The organism is Mesorhizobium sp. INR15 (assembly GCF_015500075.1).
Lineage (GTDB): Bacteria > Pseudomonadota > Alphaproteobacteria > Rhizobiales > Rhizobiaceae > Mesorhizobium.
In genome coordinates, this window is record NZ_CP045496.1 from 5,074,696 (window position 1) to 5,092,372 (window position 17,677).

Below are 17,677 nucleotides of genomic sequence, written 5' to 3' on the forward strand. Positions count from 1 at the left end.
TTACGGAACGGGCAACCCGCTACCGTCCACAGTATCATGCGGCGACGACTGCAAATCCCCTTGCACGAAGACCACGCCGATCATTGGCGAGCGATGTTACCAATCGCTCGCGGCTGCCGACAATATGCGCGGAAAGCCGGCGCGTCGCCTCATCGGCATCACCAAGGCGCGCCGCGTCCAAGATGGCACTGTGTTCCGCCCAGGCCCGGCCAAGGGCCGCCTCGTCGCGGACCTCCAGCCAGCGCGCGCGGGACAATCTCGTCATGGCGTCCCGGACGCCCCGAAACAGGAACTCGTTGCCCGACAGACGCGCCAGCTCGATATGAAAATCCATGCCGACACGGTGCCATTCCTCACGCGGGGTGTTGCCGTCGCAGGATTCGAGCATCGCCTCGATGACATCGATCGCGCTTCGGTCCTCCAGCGCACAGGTCAGCCTGACAGCCGCGACCTCGACCGCTTCCCGATAGACCGCGATCTGCTGCAGTTCGGCCAGATTGATCGGCGACACAGTCCAACCCCGGCCGTCGCGACAGATCAGACCTTCAGTCTCCAACCGTAACAATGCGGCGCGCACAGGCGTGCGTGACGCGCCGAAGCGGCTTTCGATCCAGCGTTCCGTCAGTCGCTCGCCCGGCCCGATCTCGAGGGCCAGGATCATTTCGCGAAGCTGCTTCTCGACACTTTGCATCTGCGACACTGTCCCACCTCTTCCTCAGTCGTTCCATTTCCCGGTCCAGTCGGCAGACGGATCGCCGCATTGACAGCGGCCAGCTTGGTGTCCAATAAGGACACCAGCTTGGTATCCCAAAATGGTTTCTTGGGCAACCCGGTCAATCGCGGCCGGCGAAGCTGGCTGATCGGACAGGACAGAAAGATGCCGGCAGAGAGCACAACGCCAACGAGCGCGACGGAAACCGCCTATTGGCGGCGCAACCTGTTCGTGTGTTTCGCCGGCTCCTTCATCAACATCGTGGCGATGACGCTTCTGCTGCCATTCCTGCCGCTCTATGTCGAACAGCTAGGCGTCGAGGGGCATGCAGCCATCGTGCAATGGTCCGGCATCGCCTATGGCGCGACGTTCTTTGCCGCGGCCCTGGTCGCGCCATTGTGGGGCCGTCTCGGCGACCGCTACGGCCGCAAGCTGATGCTGGTGAGGGCCAGCTTCGGCATGGCTGTCACCATGTCGCTGATGGGCATGGTTCATGATGTCTGGCAATTGGTGGCGCTGCGCCTGCTGATCGGCTTCGCCGGCGGCTATACATCCGGATCGACGATCCTCGTTGCAATGCAGACGCCAAAGGACCGTTCCGGCTGGGCGCTTGGGCTGTTGTCCTCAGGAATTATGGCCGGCAATCTGGTTGGCCCTTTGGTCGGCGGCGCGCTGCCTCCATTTATCGGCATCCGCACCATCTTTCTGCTGTCGGGCGGCGTCATTTTCATCGCCTTTCTCGCCACGACGTTCCTGATCAGGGAAGACGTTCGCCCGGCACTGGCAAAGGGCGAGAAGCGAAAGGGCGGTTGGGCGCTCATTGCGGACAAGCGCCCGATCGTCGCCATGCTTGCGACCGGGCTGCTTTTGATGTTCGCCAATATGTCGATCGAACCGATCATCACGGTCTATGTCGCGCAACTGGCCAACGACCAGAGCCAGGTAACTTTGATATCGGGTGTCGTCATGTCGGCGGCGGCACTGGGCAGCATCCTGTCAGCCACGCGTCTCGGCAAGTTCGCGGACCGTGTCGGCCACTGGAACGTCATCGTCGGCGCTCTTGCCATTTCGGCACTGCTGTTGATCCCACAGGCTTTCGTCACGGAAAGCTGGCAATTGATCGGCCTGCGCTTCCTCATGGGCCTTGCGTTGGGCGGCCTGCTGCCCTGCATCACCAGCGTCATCAGGCACAACGTTCCCGATGGCGTCGGTGGCAACGTGCTTGGGCTATCGATCTCGGCGCAATATGTCGGGCAAGTCGCCGGCCCCTTGCTCGGCGGCTACGTCGGCGGCCATTTCGGCATGCGCGCTGTGTTTCTCGGCACGTCCGTCTTGATGGCGGGCGGAGCGGCCTATAACTGGCTGGTGCAGTCACGCCGTGCGCGGGACATGCTTATTGAAGCCCGCAAATCCTGACCGGGCAAGTCACCCTGAATTCATGGAGTTACCGATATGAATACAGCTGAGCAAACCGCCGGCGGCTTCGGTCGTAGCCTTGTTCTTGCTGGAGGGCTTTGTGGTGCGGCCGGTGTGGCGCTATCGGCCGCGGCCGCGCATATGGGCGGCGCCTTTGTTTCCACCGCGGCATCCTTCCTGTTGATGCATGCGCCGGTTTTTCTCGCTGTCGGATTGCTCGGCAGGAACCGGTTTCTTGGCTTGAGCAGCCTTGTCCTGCTTTTTGGCCTTGTCCTGTTTTGCGGCGACCTGCTCGCCCGCGACTTTCTAGGCTCGCGGCTGTTCCCAATGTCGGCGCCCATCGGCGGCACGTTGCTGATCGCCGGTTGGCTGCTGATCGCGGCCTCCGCACTGGTGCGCAGCGCCCGCCCCTGAACAGGCCTGTCTCTCAACGGCGGGACGCGCCCTGCCCATGTCGAGCGCGCCAAGAGCTTTTCAGGGACACTCAGTCCAGTCTGCGTTTGAGTTGGACAAACGGTTCCCGGGCGCGGCCACGCCATCTGATTAGGAGACGACCTTCAGGTCGACTGGGAGCCGAAGGGATGCCCCAGTAGTTGCGATAAATATCCTCGAGCAAATAGGTGACGGGGTGCACGATCTGGCCTCCTCAATAATCCAAGCAAAGTGATTGAATCGATCCAATCTGTGGATCTGAAAAACCACTGTGGCTCAGGCGCGCTTGCGTGCCACGAGGAAGCGAAACTCGCGAACCCATGGACTGGCTTTGCCACGGCGCCTCTCGGTCGATGCGGCCGAACTGATGCTCCAGTCGTTGCGATAGATGTCTTCGAACAGATAATTGACGGGATGCATAGCGCACCTCCTTTCCATAATTGATGCGGTCCAATTGCGGGGCGGCCTGCCATTTGGATCGATTCAATCGTATACGCCCACGCCCGCTTGATCAAGTGAAAATTTGAACCGATCCAACGAAAGTGTTAGATGAGGCTGGCTCAGGAGACAAAAATGGCGCCATTGACCTCGGGAAAGAGATTGACCTCGGGAAAGACAAGGCCGATCCGGCTCGCGGACATTGCCAGGGCGGCGGGCGTTTCACACGGCACCGCTTCCAACGTCTTCGCCCGCCCGGAGATCGTGCGCGAAGAGGTCCGAGAACGGGTCAAGGCAGCGGCCGAGGCAATGGGGTATGGCGGACCGGATCCCAAGGGCCGTCTGCTGCGCGCCGGCAAGGTCAATGCCATCGGCGTGGCGAGCGCGGAGCCTTTGTCCTATTTCTTCGACGACCCTTTTGCGCGGGTGATGATGGCCAGTATCTCGCAGGCTTGCGATGCAACCGGCGCAGGCATCTCGCTGGTCTCGGCGGCCAACAAGGAACAGCTCGCCTGGAACATCCAGAGCGCGCTTGTCGACGGCTTTATCGTCTTCTGTGTTGAAGGTGGCTCGCGGCTGGTTGAACTGGCGCGCGAACGCAAGCTGCCCTTCGTGGCGCTCGACGACCTGGAATCAGACGACAATTCTGTCGCGGCGATCGGTGTCGACAACGTCGCCGGCGCCACCCTTGCGGCACGGCATCTGACCGAACTTGGACATCGTCGCTTTGCCGTGCTTGCCTTGCCTTGCGCCGACTCCGGCTTCGGCCCCACAACCCAGGCGCACGTGGAGAAAGCCCTCTACTCCGGCACGCGCGACCGATTGCGTGGCTACTTCGCGGAAATTTCCCGGATCGGTGTGGACGTCTCACAGGTGCCGATCTACGAGACCGTCAACAATGAAGAGAGCGTGTGGGCAGGTCTCGATCATATCTTCGCCGGTTCCGAGAAGCCGACCGCCATCCTGGCCATGTCGGACAGGATGGCGTTGCACGCGCTGGATTGGCTGCGTCGGCACGACATCGCTGTTCCAGGCGATGTTTCGGTCGTCGGCTTCGACGGAGTCCCTGAAGGCGCGGTCTCCCAGCCGCCGCTGACCACGGTCGCCCAGCCGATCGCCGAGATGGGCCGCCGCGCCGTCAAGGCGATCCTGGAATATGATGGCTCCCTCAGCCGGCAATTGCTGCCGGTCGATCTTGTGGTGCGGGCTTCGTCCGGCCCCTCACCCACCTGAAACCATCTGATGCGTCAAAGCGCATAATCGGCAAAGCATCCGAGACGAGCCGAAGGTTTGCCAGCTTTGTGCCTGCTGATCATCGCCGCAAGGCCGACATCACTTACGCGCCCTTCGCCCGGCGCTGTTCGGGCGGTATGGCGCCGAGGTCGAGGCTCATGGCCAAGGCCGACCTTTTCGGCCCTGCCGGCTATTGCATCGCGGCTGGGTTCATCCACAGGAACTCCCAGACATTGCCATCCGGGTCTTCAATGTGGCGGTTGAACATGAAGCCGAGATCCTGCGGCGGATTGGGATCAGCGCGACCACCCGCGACCACGCCGCTCGCGATTGCGGCATTGACTTCTTCTTTGCTGTCAACGGTGAGTGCCACCAACATCTGGCTCTCACGGCTGGGGTCACCGATCGGCCGCTTTGTGAACTGGGTGTAGTGCTCGTGCGTCAGCAACATCACGCCAATCGTGTCGGAGAACATGATCGAGCTCGCCTGTTCGTTTGAGAACTGCGGGTTCAGAGTGCCTCCGATCGCGAGGTAAAATCTGGTCGCCGCCTTGAGATCGCGCACCGGAAAATTCACGAAGATCTTCTTAGCCATGGACTGAAATTCCTACCCATTTCAATGAGAACTAGACCGTCTAGTACCCGAAATTTATGACTATCAGTTGGGAACTGAACTGTCTAGTACTGGCATTGGAGGATCACATGGAAATCGACGGCGAGACGAGATCGGCACGCAAGGATCGCGAAATCATCCAGGCCGCGACGGCGGCGTTCGTCCGCGGGGGATACGACGGTACCAGCATGGAGGAAATCGCCACCAAGGCAGGGGTTTCCAAACAGACCGTCTACAAGCATTTCACGGACAAGGAGACGCTCTTTGGCGATGTCGTCCGATCAAGCGCGGCCCAAGCCAATGATGCCATTGAATTGGTGACAAGGTTGCTCTCCGATACCGAATTTACGGCGGGCGGCCTGCAACAGCTTGCCCGGCGTTTGATGACGACGCTGATGGACGAGGAGCGACTGAAGCTTAGACGCTTGATCATTGCCAACGCGGACAGGATGCCGCGGCTTGGCCGCGATTGGTACGAAAAAGGCTTCGAGCGCATGCTTGCCACGATGGCTTCTTGCTTTCAAAAGCTGACAAGCCGAGGCCTTTTGCAAACCCGCGATCCGCATTTGGCGGCCAGCCACTTTTTTGGAATGCTTCTTTGGATTCCGATGAACGAAGCTATGTTCACCGGAAACAGGAACCCGCGCTCCATGGCTGAACTGGAACGGCACGCCGATGTCTCGGTCGAGGCCTTTCTTGTCGCTTATGGCGCGCCGTCGCAATCGTCAGGGCCAACGCAGCGAAAGCCTCAAAAACCTGTCAAATCACTCGACTGGAGCTCATTTCTCTGGCGCGAGGGGAATTGAAGCCAAAGGCCCCGAGTTCACATACGGCCCGCCGTTGGCGATAGGCGGCGAGCGAAGCTGTCAGAGTGGCAACTGCCATTGCCGGACAGGCTCCGCATCCGGCTCGCTCACCTTCGCCGACCGGCCTTTCTCTGCGCCAGATGTGCCGATTAATCTCGCCTCCGCTCCGGCGACCAGCAAAGCAAGACCGCTTTCGAACTGTGCCTCGTGGCCGCCGGCGCGATAGGCCAGAATGGCCGCGCTCAATAGCGGATAGGCCTGCGCCGCCGCATCGAGTTCAGCGCCCCTGCCCGGCCCTTCCGGCGCGTCGGCCTGCTCCTCCAGCACGCAGCCGACCGTGTAGCGGCCGACCGCTAGCAGCAACTGCATGGCATTCTGGGCGAGCATGCCGTGACCAACAAGGAACCGCAGCATGGCCTCGAACCGCTCGAGGCTGTCGGGATTGGCTTCCGTGCCGGCATGAACGCGCGCGCCATCGCGCCAGGCGACCAGTGCCCCGCGAAAACTGCGGGCGTTGTTGCGGACGAAATCCTGCCAGCTTTCGCCAGCCTGTGGCGCCCGGTGCCGGTGCCCGCGCCTCAGCATTTCGTCGTTCATGGCGTCGAGCAGCGCGCGCTTGTTCTTGAAATGCCAATAGAGCGCCGGCTGCTGCACCTTCAGCCGCTCCGCCAGAAGCCGCGTCGACAATGCGTCGATGCCCACCTGGTTCAGCAGCGCCAACGCCTCGGTGACGATCAGCGTCTTGTCCAGCTTCATCCGAGCTTCTCCAGCTTGCGACTTCTACTTATCAGTGATAAGCGCTCCTTATCAACGATAAATTATGGACTATTACGATGAAAAGAGCTTACCCCGTTGTGCTGATGGCGATGATGCTCGATGCCGCCGGCATCGGGCTGATCATGCCTGTTCTGCCCGGCCTGCTGCGCGAGGTCGGCCACATCAAGGAGATCGGCTGGATCTTCGGCACGTTCCTTGCCGCCTACGCCGCCATGCAGTTCCTGGTCTCACCCTTGCTCGGCGCGCTGTCGGACCGCTACGGTCGACGGCCGGTGCTGCTCATCTCGCTGGCGGGCGCCACGATCGACTATCTGTTCATGGCTTTCGCACCGACCTTGCCGCTGCTGTTCGCCGGCAGGATGATCGCCGGTATCACCGGCGCCAGCATGGCGGTGGCGTCCGCCTACATCGCCGACATCACGCCGGAGGACCAGCGCGCGCGCCGTTTCGGCCATCTCAGCGCCGCTTTCGGCGTCGGCTTCATCGCCGGTCCGGCACTAGGCGGCTTGCTCGGCGAAATCTGGCTGCGCGCGCCGTTTCTCGCGGCCGCGGCCCTCAACTGCCTCAACCTGACGTTGGCCTTCTTCCTGCTGCCGGAACCGGAGCGCGCCAGGGGTGCCGGCGAAACACCGTCGCTCAATCCGCTGGCGCCGCTTCGCTGGGCGCTGACCTTTCCGGCGCTGCTGCCGCTGATCGGGGTTTTCGTCGTCTTGGGCCTGGTCGGCGAGATCGGCGGCACGATCTGGGTGCTCTACGGGCAGGACAAGTTTGGCTGGAGCGTGCTGACCGTCGGCGTCTCGCTGACGCTGTTCGGACTGTTCCACGCCGGCGCCCAGGGCTTCGTCGCCGGACCCATCAGCGAACGCTGGGGCGAGAAGCGGGCGCTCCTCATAGGCATCGCCGCCGATAGCGCCGCCTATGTGTCCATAGCATTGGCAACACAGGGCTGGGTGGCATTCGCGCTGCTGCCACTGTTCTGCCTCGGCGGCATCGGCGCGCCGGCGCTGCAATCATTGCTTACCGCGCGTGTCGGCGAGGATCATCAAGGCCGCCTTCAAGGCGTGCTGGCAAGCATGTCCAGCCTTGCTTCGATGGTCGGTCCGCTGGTCATCAGCATGACCTATTTCCACACGCGCAGCGTCTTTCCGGGGCTGGTGTGGATCGCCGGCGCATCACTTTACCTGCTCTGCCTGCCGCTGCTCGCCGCCAGCCTGCCCCGACGAACGCCGGCGACAGCGGCTGAGTAAACTTGTCCACTGACGCAATTTCTGGTCAATCCAGCAGGATTCCGCTGTGTTTTGCGTGCCGCGCCGGTCAAAGCTCTTCGCTTATCCACAGCACCGACATATGCCTGTCACACACAGCCTATGGAGATACTCTTCATTTGAGGGGAGGTCTGCATGGCCGACAAGAACAGCGTCACACTGCTCGACGACACCTCGACATTGCCGGCAATTGTTGCCAACCCGTCCGACATCGCCAGGATTGAGAGCACGATCGACGTCAAGGATCGTGCCGGCATTTCGGTCTATGGCGACCGTGCCCAGCAGGCCGTCAGCGACTACGCCAACAAAATCCTGGGCCAGTTGCGCAACCGCGACCTTGGCGACACCGGCGATCTTTTGACCGACATCATCATGAAGGCCAAGAACCTCGACCCGGCTTCGCTGAAGGATGAAGGATTTCTCGGCAATCTGTTCAGCTCTTTCAAGGCGCGGCTCGAACGCTTCAAGGAGAAGTACGAGGACATTGCCGGGCAGATCGACCGCATCGGCCTCGAACTCGACCGGCACAAGGATACGCTACGGCGCGACATCGCCGTGCTCGATGACCTGCATGAGCAGACCAAGGACTCCATCCTCAAGCTCGATGCCTATGTGCAGGCCGGCAAGAGATACGTCGAGGACTATCGCAACAACGAATTGCCGAAGCTGAAAGCCGCAGCGGATGGTGCCGGCGGCGATGTCGGCGGCACGCTGGAGGCGCAGACCTATCAGGATGCCGTGCAGGCGCTGGACCGGCTGGAAAAGCGCGTCTTCTATCTGGTGCAGGCGCGCCAGCTCGGCATCCAGCAATTGCCGCAGATCCGCATCGTCCAGTCCGGCGACGAGACGCTGATCGAAAACCTGCAGGCGACGTCGGCGCTGACTGTTCCCGCGTGGAAGCAGAAGATGGTCATCATGCTTGGCCTGAACAATCAGAAGTCGGCGCTCGAGCTGCAAAAGACAGTGACCGATGCCACCAACGAAATGATCCGCCAGACTTCCAAGATGATGAAGGACCAGGCGATCTCGATCGAGGAACAGGCGCAGCGCGGCATTGTCGATGTCGAGACGCTGGCGCAAGCCAACCGCGATCTCATCGACACCGTGCAAGGCGTGCTGAAGGTCCAGCAGGAGGGCCGCCAGAAGCGGGCCGATGCCGAAAAGCAGATGGACCAGATGACCATCGATCTGAAGAAAGCGCTGACCCAGTCCTGATCGGAACCGCCATGCCGAAGACGCTGATGTCCGTGCTGCTGCTGGCCTTCTGTTTGCTGCTGGCGGCCTGCAACGCCAACGATGTGAAATTCTCCATCGTCTCCGGCTCGGAAAACACCGTGCTGCAGCCGATCGTGCAGGAGTTCTGCACCAAGCAAGGCGCCACCTGCACTTTCGCCTATGAGGGTTCGCTCGACATAGGGCTTGGGCTGCAAAGGCCGGGCGGGCTTGATCAGGACGCGGTCTGGCCGGCTTCGAGTGTGTGGGTCGACCTGTTCGATTCCGGCCGCAAGGTGCGCAACCTGACCTCGATCGCGCAGATGCCGGTCATTCTGGGCGTACGCAAATCCAAGGCCACCGAACTCGGCTGGGTCGGCAAGGACGTCTTCATGAAAGACATCCTTGCCGCCGTGAAGGACGGCAAGCTGAAATTCCTGATGACCTCGGCGACGCAGTCCAATTCCGGCGCCAGCGCCTACCTTGCCATGCTGTCCAGCGCGCTTGGCGGCAAGGAAGTGATCGAACCTGGCGATCTCGACAGTCCGAGCGTGCGCGAAACCGTGAGCGCCTTGCTGCAGGGCGTCGAGCGTTCGTCCGGCTCGTCGGGCTGGCTCGCTGATCTTTACGTCGACAATGCCAGCAAGGGCACGGTCTATGACGCGATGTGGAACTATGAGGCGACGCTGAAGGAAACCAATGACAAGCTAAAGGCGATGGGCAAGGAGCCGCTCTACGCGATCTACCCAGCAGATGGCGTTGCTGTCGGCGATTCGCCACTCGGCTTCATCGACCATGGCCGCGGCCCGGATGCCGAGAGATTCTTCACCGACCTGCTCGCCTATCTGCAATCGGACGCGGTGCGCAAGCGCATCGCCGACACCGGCAGGCGGCTGCCGCTGGGCGGCTCGGCGATCCAGGCGGCGGCCGAACCGGACTGGAACTTCGATCCCGGCAAATTGGTGACATCGATCCGCATGCCGGAGCCGGCGGTGATCCGCAAGGCGCTCAATCTCTATCAGGAGGCGTTGCGGAAACCTTCGCTGACGGCGCTGTGCTTTGATTTCTCAGGCTCCATGGAAGACCAGGGCGAGAAACAGTTGCAGGCGGCCGCGCAATTCCTGTTCACGCCGGAAAAAGCCAGCGAAGTGCTGGTGCAATGGACGCCGTCGGACCATATCTTCGTGCTGCCGTTTGACAGCACCGTACGCGACAATTTCGAAGCAACGGGCGATGCCGCTGGGCAAAGCCAGCTGCTGGCGGCGGTCGCCCAGCAGCATGCCGGCGGCGGCACCGACATGTATGCCTGTGCTCAACAAGCGCTGCAGCAGATCACCGCGACGCCGGATCTGTCGAAATATCTGCCGGCGATCGTGATCATGACGGACGGCAAGACCGATGGCAGCGCCGATTTCTTCCTCAGCCAGTGGCGCAGCGCGCCGGTACAAGTGCCGGTGTTCGGCATCACTTTCGGCGACGCCGACAAGAGCCAGCTCGACAACCTTGCCAAGGCAACGTCAGCGCGTGTCTTCGACGGCAGTGGCGATCTGGCTGGCGCGTTTCGTGCCGCACGCGGATATAATTGAACAATGCGTGGCTTGTTCGGCAATGACTGGAACTGGATCGCGGCGGGCATCGTCTCGGCGGCGCTGCTGATCGGGCTGAACTTTCTCACCCATTTCCCTTTCCTGGTATCGGCGATCATCGCGGCTCTGGTCTTTGCCGGGCTGGTGTTCGTGCTGGCGCCGCGCCAACTGTTCGAGGGGCTCGACCTCGGTTCTGTCGGCGGCAGCCGGGTGGCGTTCGCGCGTGAATTGCTGGCGCAAGCCCAGCCGGCGGCTGAACGGCTGGCCGCGACGGCCCGTTCCATTCCCGACAAGGACATGGCGGCTAAAGTGAAGAACCTGTCCGACATCGCCGCCGATGTCATCTCGCGGGTCGAGGCCAAGCCGGAAAGCGCCTCTTCGGTGCGGCGGTTTCTCACCTATTACGTGCCGCAGGCGGCGGAGGTGGCGGAGGGCTATGCGGCGCTGGCCAACCGCCGCGCGCCAAACCAGGCGCGGCTGGCCAGCATCGGCTCTGTGGTCACCAAACTTCAGGATGCATTCGTGCACTATGCCGACAGTCTCGCCGACAGCGAACTCGGCACGCTCGACGTGGACCTGCGACTCATTCAGGAGTCGCTGAAAGAGGATATCGGTCGCTGATGGCCATTTCGCGCCGCGCTTTCGGATTGGGCCTGCTGGGTGCCGCTGCAGCCGGCACCGGTGGCTATCTGACGCTCAAGGATCGCCCTGAATTCCGGGGCTACCTCGGCAACAAGGCGCATCTGTCCGGTTTTATCGGCGGGGAAAAGCAGGCGTTTCTTGCCGATCCGGATGTCATGCACGCGCTGGCTGGCTATGGGCTCGAGCTTAACGCGCGCGTCGCCGGTTCGGTGGAAATGGTGCGCGAGCCGGCTCTCCTGTCGCAGAAACCACAGTTCCTGTGGCCGTCCTCGTCGATCATGGTCGATCTGGCGCGCAAGAACGGCGTTGCCATCCGCAACGACCAGGTAGTGCTCAATTCGCCGATCGTCATCTACACATGGGGACCGGTGGTTGAAGGCCTGAAGAAGAGCGGGCTCGTCACTGTCGCCGCCAAGGGTGGCTACAACCAGCTCGACCTTAAGGCCTTGCTCGATGCGATACTGGCCGGCAAGAACTGGTCGGACCTCGGTATCGACGAGCTCTATGGCCGGGCTCGTATCGTCTCCACCGATCCGAACCGTTCGAATTCCGGCTTCATGTTCGCCGGGCTGGTGCTCAGCCTGATGAGCGGCGATGTGGCGACGCAGGAATTACTTGCCCGTCACGGCGACGAAGCCAAGGCGATCTTCCGCGGCATGGGCCTGAAGTCCTCATCGTCGGGAAAACTGTTCGACCAGTATATCGCAGGCGGGCTCGGCGCCGAGCCAATGGCTGTCGGTTATGAGAACCAGTTGGTGGAATGGGCGCTTGCCGATCCGGCGCGCTGGCAAAGGGTGCAGGCTGGCACGGGTGCGAAACCCGAAATTCTCTACCCGCGCCCGACCGTCTATTCGGCGCATCCGCTGATCGTCATCGATCCGGCTGTCGATCCGCTGCTGCAGGCGCTGATCAGCCCGAAGCTGCAGGAACTCGCCTGGTCGAAGCACGGCTTTCGTGGCCCGCTCGGCACTGTCACCGGTGGCGCCGATGCGGCCATCGCCGGCGTGCGGCCGGCCGAAATCGAAGCCGTGCTGCCGATGCCGTCAGCCGACGTCATGCTGGCGCTGCTCGCGCAGATGGAAGGTTAGCCGCGCCCCATACGGTTCCAGGCGTCAAGCCCGGCGATCTTGTAGGCTTCGGCCAGTGTCGGATAATTGAAGGTGTTGTTGACGAAGAAGTCGACGGTGCCGCCGAGATTGATGACGGCCTGCCCGATGTGAATGAGTTCCGTGGCACCCTCGCCGACGATGTGCGCACCAAGCAGCCGGCGCGTTTCGATCGAGAACAGCAGCTTCAGGAAGCCGGTGTTGACGCCCATGATGTGGCCGCGCGACGTTTCACGGAAACGCGCCACGCCGACCTCATAGGCCGCTCCGCTCTCGCGCACCTGCTCCTCGGACTGACCAACCGTGGAGATTTCAGGCACGGCATAGATGCCATAGGGAAAGGTTTCCGGCGGCGGCGGCAACGGCACGCCAAAAGCATGGCAGGCGGCCACCCTGCCCTGCTCCATCGAGGTGGACGCAAGGCTTGGAAAGCCGATGACGTCGCCAGCGGCATAGATATTGGGCACGCTGGTCTGGAAGGTCTGTGGATCGACCTTGATGCGCCCCCGGGAGTCGGCCTCGATGCCGACCAGGTCGAGGCCGAGGCTGCCGACATTGCCGGTGCGGCCAGCTGCGTAAAGCACGACCTCCGAGCGGATCGTGCGGCCGTCGGCGAGTTCCACCTCGGCAGTCTCCGGCTTGGAGCGGATTTCCTTCACCGCACTGCCTAGCCTTATGGTCATGCCGCGATCGCGCATCTGATGAATGAAATCGTCGACGATCTCGCGGTCAACGAAATCGAGTATGCTGTTGCGCGGCTCGACCAGTGTCACCGGCACGTCGAGCGCGGAAAAGATCGTCGCGTATTCGACGCCGATGACGCCGGCGCCGATCACCGTCAACGTACGCGGCAAACGGTCGAGCTCCAGCATCTCGTCGCTGTCGAAGACGCGGGTCTTGTCGAACGGCACGTCGCGCGGCCGGTGAGGCCTTGTGCCGACCGCGATCAGCGCATTGGCAAAACCAACCTCGCTGTAGTCGCCGGTGTCGGTGGTGAGGCTGACCTTGTTGGGGCCGATGAATTTTACCGCGGCGCGTGCGCTCTTCACGGTGTTGCGCATGAACTGATGCTGCAGCACCTCGACCTCATGGTCGAGCGTCTTGTGCAGGCGCTCGACCAGATCGCCGACCGAAATGTCCTGCTTGACCCGGTAGCCGCGCCCATAGAAGCCGCGCTCGCGCCAACCGGACAGGTTAAGCACCGTTTCGCGCAGGGTTTTCGAGGGGATGGTTCCCGTGTGCACCGAAACACCGCCAAGGCGCCGGCCCCGGTCGACGACCAGCACCGATTTGCCGAGCTTGGCCGACTGCACGGCGGCGCGACGCCCGGAAGGGCCGCTGCCGATGACCAGCATGTCATAATCCATATTGCCCCGTCCCTGCCCCTGAGCGCATTTGTTGCGCCGCAGCAAGCTAACGCCATCGCCGCTGCGAATTCAACCGGTTCAGAATGCGATTCGCGCCAGCCTATCTTGCGGGGCTGGCAACGCTCGATCTTGATTCCACGATTGGCCTTCACCATTTCATGGGACGGCGGGCGCACCTTATCGCGGGCCCTATTACGAGGAAATGACATGAACGCGCGCGTTCTCGACGGCGAAATCATCAACACCAGGCTGGACGATACAAGAGCCTATGAAGGCGTGCGCACGAAGCGCATCCTCGCCTTCGTGATCGACTATGTCATTGTCGCGCTGCTCACCATCCCGTTCGCCATACTGGTGTTCTTTCTCGGGCTGCTGACGTTGGGGCTTGGCTGGATGCTGTTCGGCGTTCTCGTGCCGGCTGTCGCCATCCTTTACATCTGGAACACACTGGGCAGCGCCGACCAGGCGACTTCAGGCATGAAGATGATGGGCATCCGTCTCGACCGCCTCGACGGCAGGCCGATCGATGGCCTCACCGCCGTCGTGCATTCGGTGCTGTTCTGGGCCGGCAACGTCATCCTGTCGCCACTGATCCTGCTGGTGACCTTGTTTTCCGACCGCAAGCGCACCTTGCACGATCTGCTGCTTGGCACGGTTGTCAGCCGGACAGGGCGCTGAAACACCGCTTCTGGGAGTCGCCACAGGGGTTTGTGCGCAAATGTGAAGGCGTTCGGTCAACCACGCCTGCACAATCCTGTTGAATTTTTCGCCGCCCGAGCCAAAGGTAGAGCGATTCGAAGGAGTGTTTCCAAGGCTCGATGACGCAGCATCCGACCCAGTCGCCACAGTTCTTCCTGACCGCGCCTTCGCCGTGCCCGTATCTTGAGGGCCAGTTTGAACGCAAGGTGTTTACGCACCTGGTTGGCGACAAGGCGTCGGAGATGAACGATCTGCTGACGCAAGGCGGCTTCCGGCGGTCGCAGAACATCGCCTACAGGCCAGCCTGCGAAACCTGCCGCGCCTGTGTTTCCGTGCGCATCCTGGCCCAGGAATTTGCCGCCAGCCGCAACATGAAGCGCGTGCTGCAGCACAATTCGGATCTTGTCGGCTTCATGCACAATGCCGAGCCCTCAACCGAGCAATATTCCCTGTTCCGCGGCTATCTCGATGCCCGCCACCGCCGTGGCGGCATGTCGGACATGACCGTGCTCGACTATGCGATGATGGTCGAGGACACGCATGTCGACACCAAGGTCATAGAATACCGGCGGCGCGGCCCCGATACATTCATCACCGGCAAAGGCCAGGGTGAACTGATCGCCGTGGCGCTGACCGACAAGATGGCTGACGGCCTGTCGATGGTCTATTCCTACTTCAATCCCGATTTCGAAGAACGGTCGCTCGGTACCTTCATGATCCTCGATCACATCGCCCGCGCCCGGGCGATGGGTTTGCCCCATGTCTATCTCGGCTACTGGGTCAACGGCTCGCGCAAGATGAACTATAAGATGCGCTTCATGCCGCAGGAGCATCTCGGCCCGAAAGGCTGGGAGCGCTACACCAACGAAGCGGTTTTGCGCTGAGTAGTTTTTCCACGCTCCAACCATAAACTGTTTCAAGGGAGAGGATGCTGGTCTTTCCGCCAGTTGGCGGGAGAGTGCGCGATGGCGCCGGACCGGCCAGCCGCTTCCACATCATTGCGAAAGTCCCTGCATGTCCTCCCATCACGATCACCAGAAAGGTCTTCTCATGACCGCGATCGGAGGGCTGACGCTGACCGTCGACATCCCGCTGATCCGGCTTGCCGATGGTGGCGCGTGGACAATCATGTTGCTGCGCACCGGCACCACCTTCGTCGCGGCCATGATTATCTGGTCGGTCTGGCGGGCACTGAGCCGGAACGCCCCGCAGCTTATCCCCGGCTGGTCCGGACTTGTCGTCGCCATATGCTACGGTCTGACAGGGGTTACCTTCGTCACAGCCGTCTATCACACATCGACCGCCGACCTAGTGTTCATCCTGGCCTTCAACACCGTGTTCGCAGCGCTGTTGTCCTGGATATTCCTTGGGGAGAGGCCGCAACTGGTGACGGTCGTTGCGATGGTTGTGATGATCCTCGGGGTGCTGGTCATTGTCGGTGGCTCGGTCGGTACCGGACATCTGTTCGGCAACTTCATGGCGCTGTGTTCCGCTTTCCTGATCGCGGTGGCCATCACCATCTCGCGCACCAGCGACAAGGATATGGGATTCACCGCCCTGGTTGGTGTGATCCTGCCGCTCGGAGTGGCGGCCTTCATGGTCACCGGCGAGGGTTTCCACGTCAACGCGCCATGGTGGATCATCTTTAACGGCGCCGTCATCATGCCGATTTCGTTCTTCTGTCTCGCCAACGGTCCGAAATACATCTCCGGGCCGGAGGTGGCGATGTTCTACCTTCTGGAAACGGTTCTGGCGCCGGTCTGGGTCTGGATGATCTTTGCTGAAACACCGACCCGCAACAGCCTCATCGGCGGTGCGATCCTGATCGTCACCTTGATCGCGCATTCGCTATGGCAATTGCATGAAGGCCGCAAGCGCCGCGCCGACCTCGCGGTGCATCATCCAACTTAGGCTGGGCAGGTAGGACAGGTTTGGGAATCAGGCGCTGGCTTTTTTCACCGCGCCGGGTTCCGGCAGGATTTCGATCTGTGGGCCGGCTTCGATTTCCGGCGGCAGAACAGCCTCATCGGCCAGCTCCACCTCGCGCAGCCACTCGCGCCAGATCGCAACCAGCAGCGCCATCAGCACCGGGCCGATGAACAGGCCGAGAAAGCCCATCGTCTTGACGCCGCCGATCAGGCCGAAAAACGTCGGCAGGAAGGGCAGTTTGATCGGCCCGCCGACGAGCTTCGGACGCAATGTCTTGTCGACGATGAACAGCTCGACGGTGCCCCATACGAACAACGCCAGACCTGCCATCGGTGAACCGCTGGCGGCGAGGTAGATCGACACCAGGGTGAAGGACAGGGGCGCGCCTCCGGGAATGAGCGCCATGACGCCAGTCAGCGCACCGAGCGTGACTGGCGACGGCACACCGGCCAGCCAGTAGGCGATGCCCAGCACCAGTCCCTCGCCGATGGCGATCACCGTCATGCCGGTTACCGTCGAAGAGATCGTCGCCGGCACGACGCGCGAAATCCGCTCCCATCTTGTCGGCAGGATGCGCTCGCCAAGACGGTCGATCTGACCAGCGAAATGCTCGCCGTCGCGATAAGCGAAGAACAGCGCGATCATCATGAACAACAGGGTCAGCAGCAACCCGAAGGCGCTGCCGCCGGCAGCCAGCACGCCGCGATAGATGCTGCCGATGTTGGCGCCACTGACCAGTTGGATCAGTTCGCCAATGCCCCCGGGATGGCCGAAATTGGTCGTCCATTGCTCGTTCAGCCAGTCGCCCACCACCGGCAGCGTGGCGATCCAGTGCGGAGTCACCGCGCCGTGCCGGTTGGTCTCGATCGCCCAGCCGACCCATTCGCGAACTTCGTTGATGGCATAGGTGCCGGCGAGCGCGATCGGCACCACCAGGAAGGCGAGAATGAAAAGTATGGCGAAGGTCGCGGCGATGGTGCGGTTGCCGCCAACAGCGACAAGCAGCCGCCGATAAAGTGGCCAACTGGCGAAAGCGATGACAAGCGCGGCCAGCACGGGAAACAGGAAGCCGTGGAAGAAGTAGACGCCGGCCGCGACGATCAGCACCAGCAACCAGCGTGCAGCCGACAGTGGTGGAATGACAGCGGACCTGAGCGGCGTCGACAGGCCAAACAGGCGCTGCTGCCGCTCCGGCTTCTGGATTTTTGCTTCCTTCAAACGCCCGACTCTCCCCGGCTGATCCGGTCAGCTATGCACTGACATAGTGCAGCAATCGTGACGATAGTCCAAATTGGGCAGAAGTTGGAATTCCCCCTCAAGGGGCAGATGGCCGGCAGGCCAGAGGGGGTTGCCGCGCCTCGAGCGTAAGCTTCATCTTTCGCCACAAAGAGGGCATCGAGTCAGGTCGTGCCGACCCCCTCTGTCGCCTTCGGCGACATCTCCC

Annotated in this window: 18 protein-coding genes; 12 read left to right on the plus strand and 6 right to left on the minus strand. The window is 61.9% G+C overall.

The genetic code is table 11. The annotated features are described in order from the left end of the window. Positions 1–34 precede the first annotated feature (34 nt). Positions 35–700, minus strand: coding sequence for a GntR family transcriptional regulator (locus tag GA829_RS24840; RefSeq protein WP_195175230.1), 666 nt, complete (start codon positions 698–700; stop codon positions 35–37). Between the two features lie 177 nt (positions 701–877). Here GA829_RS24840 and GA829_RS24845 point away from each other — a divergent pair, with 177 nt between their 5' ends. Continuing rightward, the gene (locus tag GA829_RS24845) at positions 878–2,128 is read left to right on the plus strand and encodes a multidrug efflux MFS transporter (protein ID WP_195175231.1); all 1,251 of its coding nucleotides are present in this window, start codon (positions 878–880) and stop codon (positions 2,126–2,128) included. Between the two features lie 36 nt (positions 2,129–2,164). After that, on the plus strand, positions 2,165–2,542 hold the full coding sequence (locus tag GA829_RS24850; protein WP_195175232.1) for a DUF423 domain-containing protein: 378 nt from the start codon (positions 2,165–2,167) through the stop codon (positions 2,540–2,542). 294 nt (positions 2,543–2,836) lie between these two features. Here GA829_RS24850 and GA829_RS24855 read toward each other — a convergent pair whose 3' ends face one another. Then, the gene (locus GA829_RS24855; RefSeq protein WP_195175233.1) at positions 2,837–2,980 is read right to left on the minus strand and encodes a hypothetical protein; all 144 of its coding nucleotides are present in this window, start codon (positions 2,978–2,980) and stop codon (positions 2,837–2,839) included. Between the two features lie 153 nt (positions 2,981–3,133). On the opposite strand from GA829_RS24855, the gene GA829_RS24860 reads away from it, so the two are divergent. After that, on the plus strand, positions 3,134–4,231 hold the full coding sequence (locus GA829_RS24860) for a LacI family DNA-binding transcriptional regulator (RefSeq protein ID WP_195175234.1): 1,098 nt from the start codon (positions 3,134–3,136) through the stop codon (positions 4,229–4,231). Positions 4,232–4,421: 190 nt separating this feature from the next. Here GA829_RS24860 and GA829_RS24865 read toward each other — a convergent pair whose 3' ends face one another. Beyond that, a complete protein-coding gene (locus GA829_RS24865) occupies positions 4,422–4,826 on the minus strand; it encodes a VOC family protein (protein WP_195175235.1) in 405 nt (134 codons plus the stop codon). 107 nt (positions 4,827–4,933) lie between these two features. Between GA829_RS24865 and GA829_RS24870 the strand changes: the two genes are divergently transcribed. After that, complete coding sequence (locus tag GA829_RS24870) at positions 4,934–5,650, plus strand: TetR/AcrR family transcriptional regulator (protein ID WP_195175236.1); 717 nt, start codon at positions 4,934–4,936, stop codon at positions 5,648–5,650. Positions 5,651–5,710: 60 nt separating this feature from the next. Here GA829_RS24870 and GA829_RS24875 read toward each other — a convergent pair whose 3' ends face one another. Further along, positions 5,711–6,406, minus strand: coding sequence for a TetR/AcrR family transcriptional regulator C-terminal domain-containing protein (locus GA829_RS24875; protein ID WP_195175237.1), 696 nt, complete (start codon positions 6,404–6,406; stop codon positions 5,711–5,713). Between the two features lie 77 nt (positions 6,407–6,483). Here GA829_RS24875 and tet point away from each other — a divergent pair, with 77 nt between their 5' ends. From tet to GA829_RS24900, 5 genes are all read left to right on the plus strand, one after another. Then, positions 6,484–7,674 (plus strand): Tet(A)/Tet(B)/Tet(C) family tetracycline efflux MFS transporter, encoded by a 1,191-nt coding sequence (gene tet / locus GA829_RS24880; protein WP_195175238.1) that lies wholly within the window; start codon positions 6,484–6,486, stop codon positions 7,672–7,674. A gap of 153 nt (positions 7,675–7,827) precedes the next feature. Further along, entirely contained in the window at positions 7,828–8,907 is a 1,080-nt protein-coding gene (locus tag GA829_RS24885) for a toxic anion resistance protein (RefSeq protein ID WP_195175239.1), read from the plus strand. A gap of 11 nt (positions 8,908–8,918) precedes the next feature. Continuing rightward, positions 8,919–10,490 (plus strand): VWA domain-containing protein, encoded by a 1,572-nt coding sequence (locus GA829_RS24890; RefSeq protein WP_195175240.1) that lies wholly within the window; start codon positions 8,919–8,921, stop codon positions 10,488–10,490. Between the two features lie 3 nt (positions 10,491–10,493). Next, positions 10,494–11,111, plus strand: coding sequence for a 5-bromo-4-chloroindolyl phosphate hydrolysis family protein (locus GA829_RS24895; protein ID WP_195175241.1), 618 nt, complete (start codon positions 10,494–10,496; stop codon positions 11,109–11,111). After that, on the plus strand, positions 11,111–12,220 hold the full coding sequence (locus GA829_RS24900) for a substrate-binding domain-containing protein (protein WP_195175242.1): 1,110 nt from the start codon (positions 11,111–11,113) through the stop codon (positions 12,218–12,220). The genes GA829_RS24895 and GA829_RS24900 overlap by 1 nt, the downstream gene beginning before the upstream one ends. Here the strand turns inward: GA829_RS24900 and sthA are convergent. Then, on the minus strand, positions 12,217–13,605 hold the full coding sequence (gene sthA, locus GA829_RS24905; protein WP_195175243.1) for a Si-specific NAD(P)(+) transhydrogenase: 1,389 nt from the start codon (positions 13,603–13,605) through the stop codon (positions 12,217–12,219). The two genes, GA829_RS24900 and sthA, sit on opposite strands and share 4 nt — an antisense overlap. Before the next feature lie 207 nt (positions 13,606–13,812). Between sthA and GA829_RS24910 the strand changes: the two genes are divergently transcribed. From GA829_RS24910 to GA829_RS24920, 3 genes are all read left to right on the plus strand, one after another. Next, positions 13,813–14,283 (plus strand): RDD family protein, encoded by a 471-nt coding sequence (locus GA829_RS24910; protein WP_195175244.1) that lies wholly within the window; start codon positions 13,813–13,815, stop codon positions 14,281–14,283. Positions 14,284–14,423: 140 nt separating this feature from the next. Beyond that, entirely contained in the window at positions 14,424–15,188 is a 765-nt protein-coding gene (locus GA829_RS24915; RefSeq protein ID WP_195175245.1) for an arginyltransferase, read from the plus strand. Positions 15,189–15,318: 130 nt separating this feature from the next. Beyond that, positions 15,319–16,215, plus strand: a complete 897-nt coding sequence (locus GA829_RS24920) for a DMT family transporter (RefSeq protein WP_195175246.1) — start codon at positions 15,319–15,321, stop codon at positions 16,213–16,215. Between the two features lie 27 nt (positions 16,216–16,242). On the opposite strand, the gene GA829_RS24925 is transcribed toward GA829_RS24920, so the two are convergent. Next, entirely contained in the window at positions 16,243–17,409 is a 1,167-nt protein-coding gene (locus tag GA829_RS24925; RefSeq protein ID WP_374940430.1) for an AI-2E family transporter, read from the minus strand. Positions 17,410–17,677 lie beyond the last annotated feature (268 nt).

Excerpts from the sequence above, each read along its gene's own strand:
- GA829_RS24845 (WP_195175231.1), top strand. The coding sequence starts at position 878 with ATGCCGGCAGAGAGCACAACGCCAACGAGCGCGACGGAAACCGCCTAT.
- GA829_RS24850 (WP_195175232.1), top strand. The coding sequence starts at position 2,165 with ATGAATACAGCTGAGCAAACCGCCGGCGGCTTCGGTCGTAGCCTTGTT.
- GA829_RS24855 (WP_195175233.1), bottom strand. The coding sequence starts at position 2,980 with ATGCATCCCGTCAATTATCTGTTCGAAGACATCTATCGCAACGACTGG.
- GA829_RS24860 (WP_195175234.1), top strand. The coding sequence starts at position 3,134 with ATGGCGCCATTGACCTCGGGAAAGAGATTGACCTCGGGAAAGACAAGG.
- GA829_RS24865 (WP_195175235.1), bottom strand. The coding sequence starts at position 4,826 with ATGGCTAAGAAGATCTTCGTGAATTTTCCGGTGCGCGATCTCAAGGCG.
- GA829_RS24870 (WP_195175236.1), top strand. The coding sequence starts at position 4,934 with ATGGAAATCGACGGCGAGACGAGATCGGCACGCAAGGATCGCGAAATC.
- GA829_RS24875 (WP_195175237.1), bottom strand. The coding sequence starts at position 6,406 with ATGAAGCTGGACAAGACGCTGATCGTCACCGAGGCGTTGGCGCTGCTG.
- tet (WP_195175238.1), top strand. The coding sequence starts at position 6,484 with ATGAAAAGAGCTTACCCCGTTGTGCTGATGGCGATGATGCTCGATGCC.
- GA829_RS24885 (WP_195175239.1), top strand. The coding sequence starts at position 7,828 with ATGGCCGACAAGAACAGCGTCACACTGCTCGACGACACCTCGACATTG.
- GA829_RS24890 (WP_195175240.1), top strand. The coding sequence starts at position 8,919 with ATGCCGAAGACGCTGATGTCCGTGCTGCTGCTGGCCTTCTGTTTGCTG.
- GA829_RS24895 (WP_195175241.1), top strand. The coding sequence starts at position 10,494 with ATGCGTGGCTTGTTCGGCAATGACTGGAACTGGATCGCGGCGGGCATC.
- GA829_RS24900 (WP_195175242.1), top strand. The coding sequence starts at position 11,111 with ATGGCCATTTCGCGCCGCGCTTTCGGATTGGGCCTGCTGGGTGCCGCT.
- sthA (WP_195175243.1), bottom strand. The coding sequence starts at position 13,605 with ATGGATTATGACATGCTGGTCATCGGCAGCGGCCCTTCCGGGCGTCGC.
- GA829_RS24910 (WP_195175244.1), top strand. The coding sequence starts at position 13,813 with ATGAACGCGCGCGTTCTCGACGGCGAAATCATCAACACCAGGCTGGAC.
- GA829_RS24915 (WP_195175245.1), top strand. The coding sequence starts at position 14,424 with ATGACGCAGCATCCGACCCAGTCGCCACAGTTCTTCCTGACCGCGCCT.
- GA829_RS24920 (WP_195175246.1), top strand. The coding sequence starts at position 15,319 with ATGTCCTCCCATCACGATCACCAGAAAGGTCTTCTCATGACCGCGATC.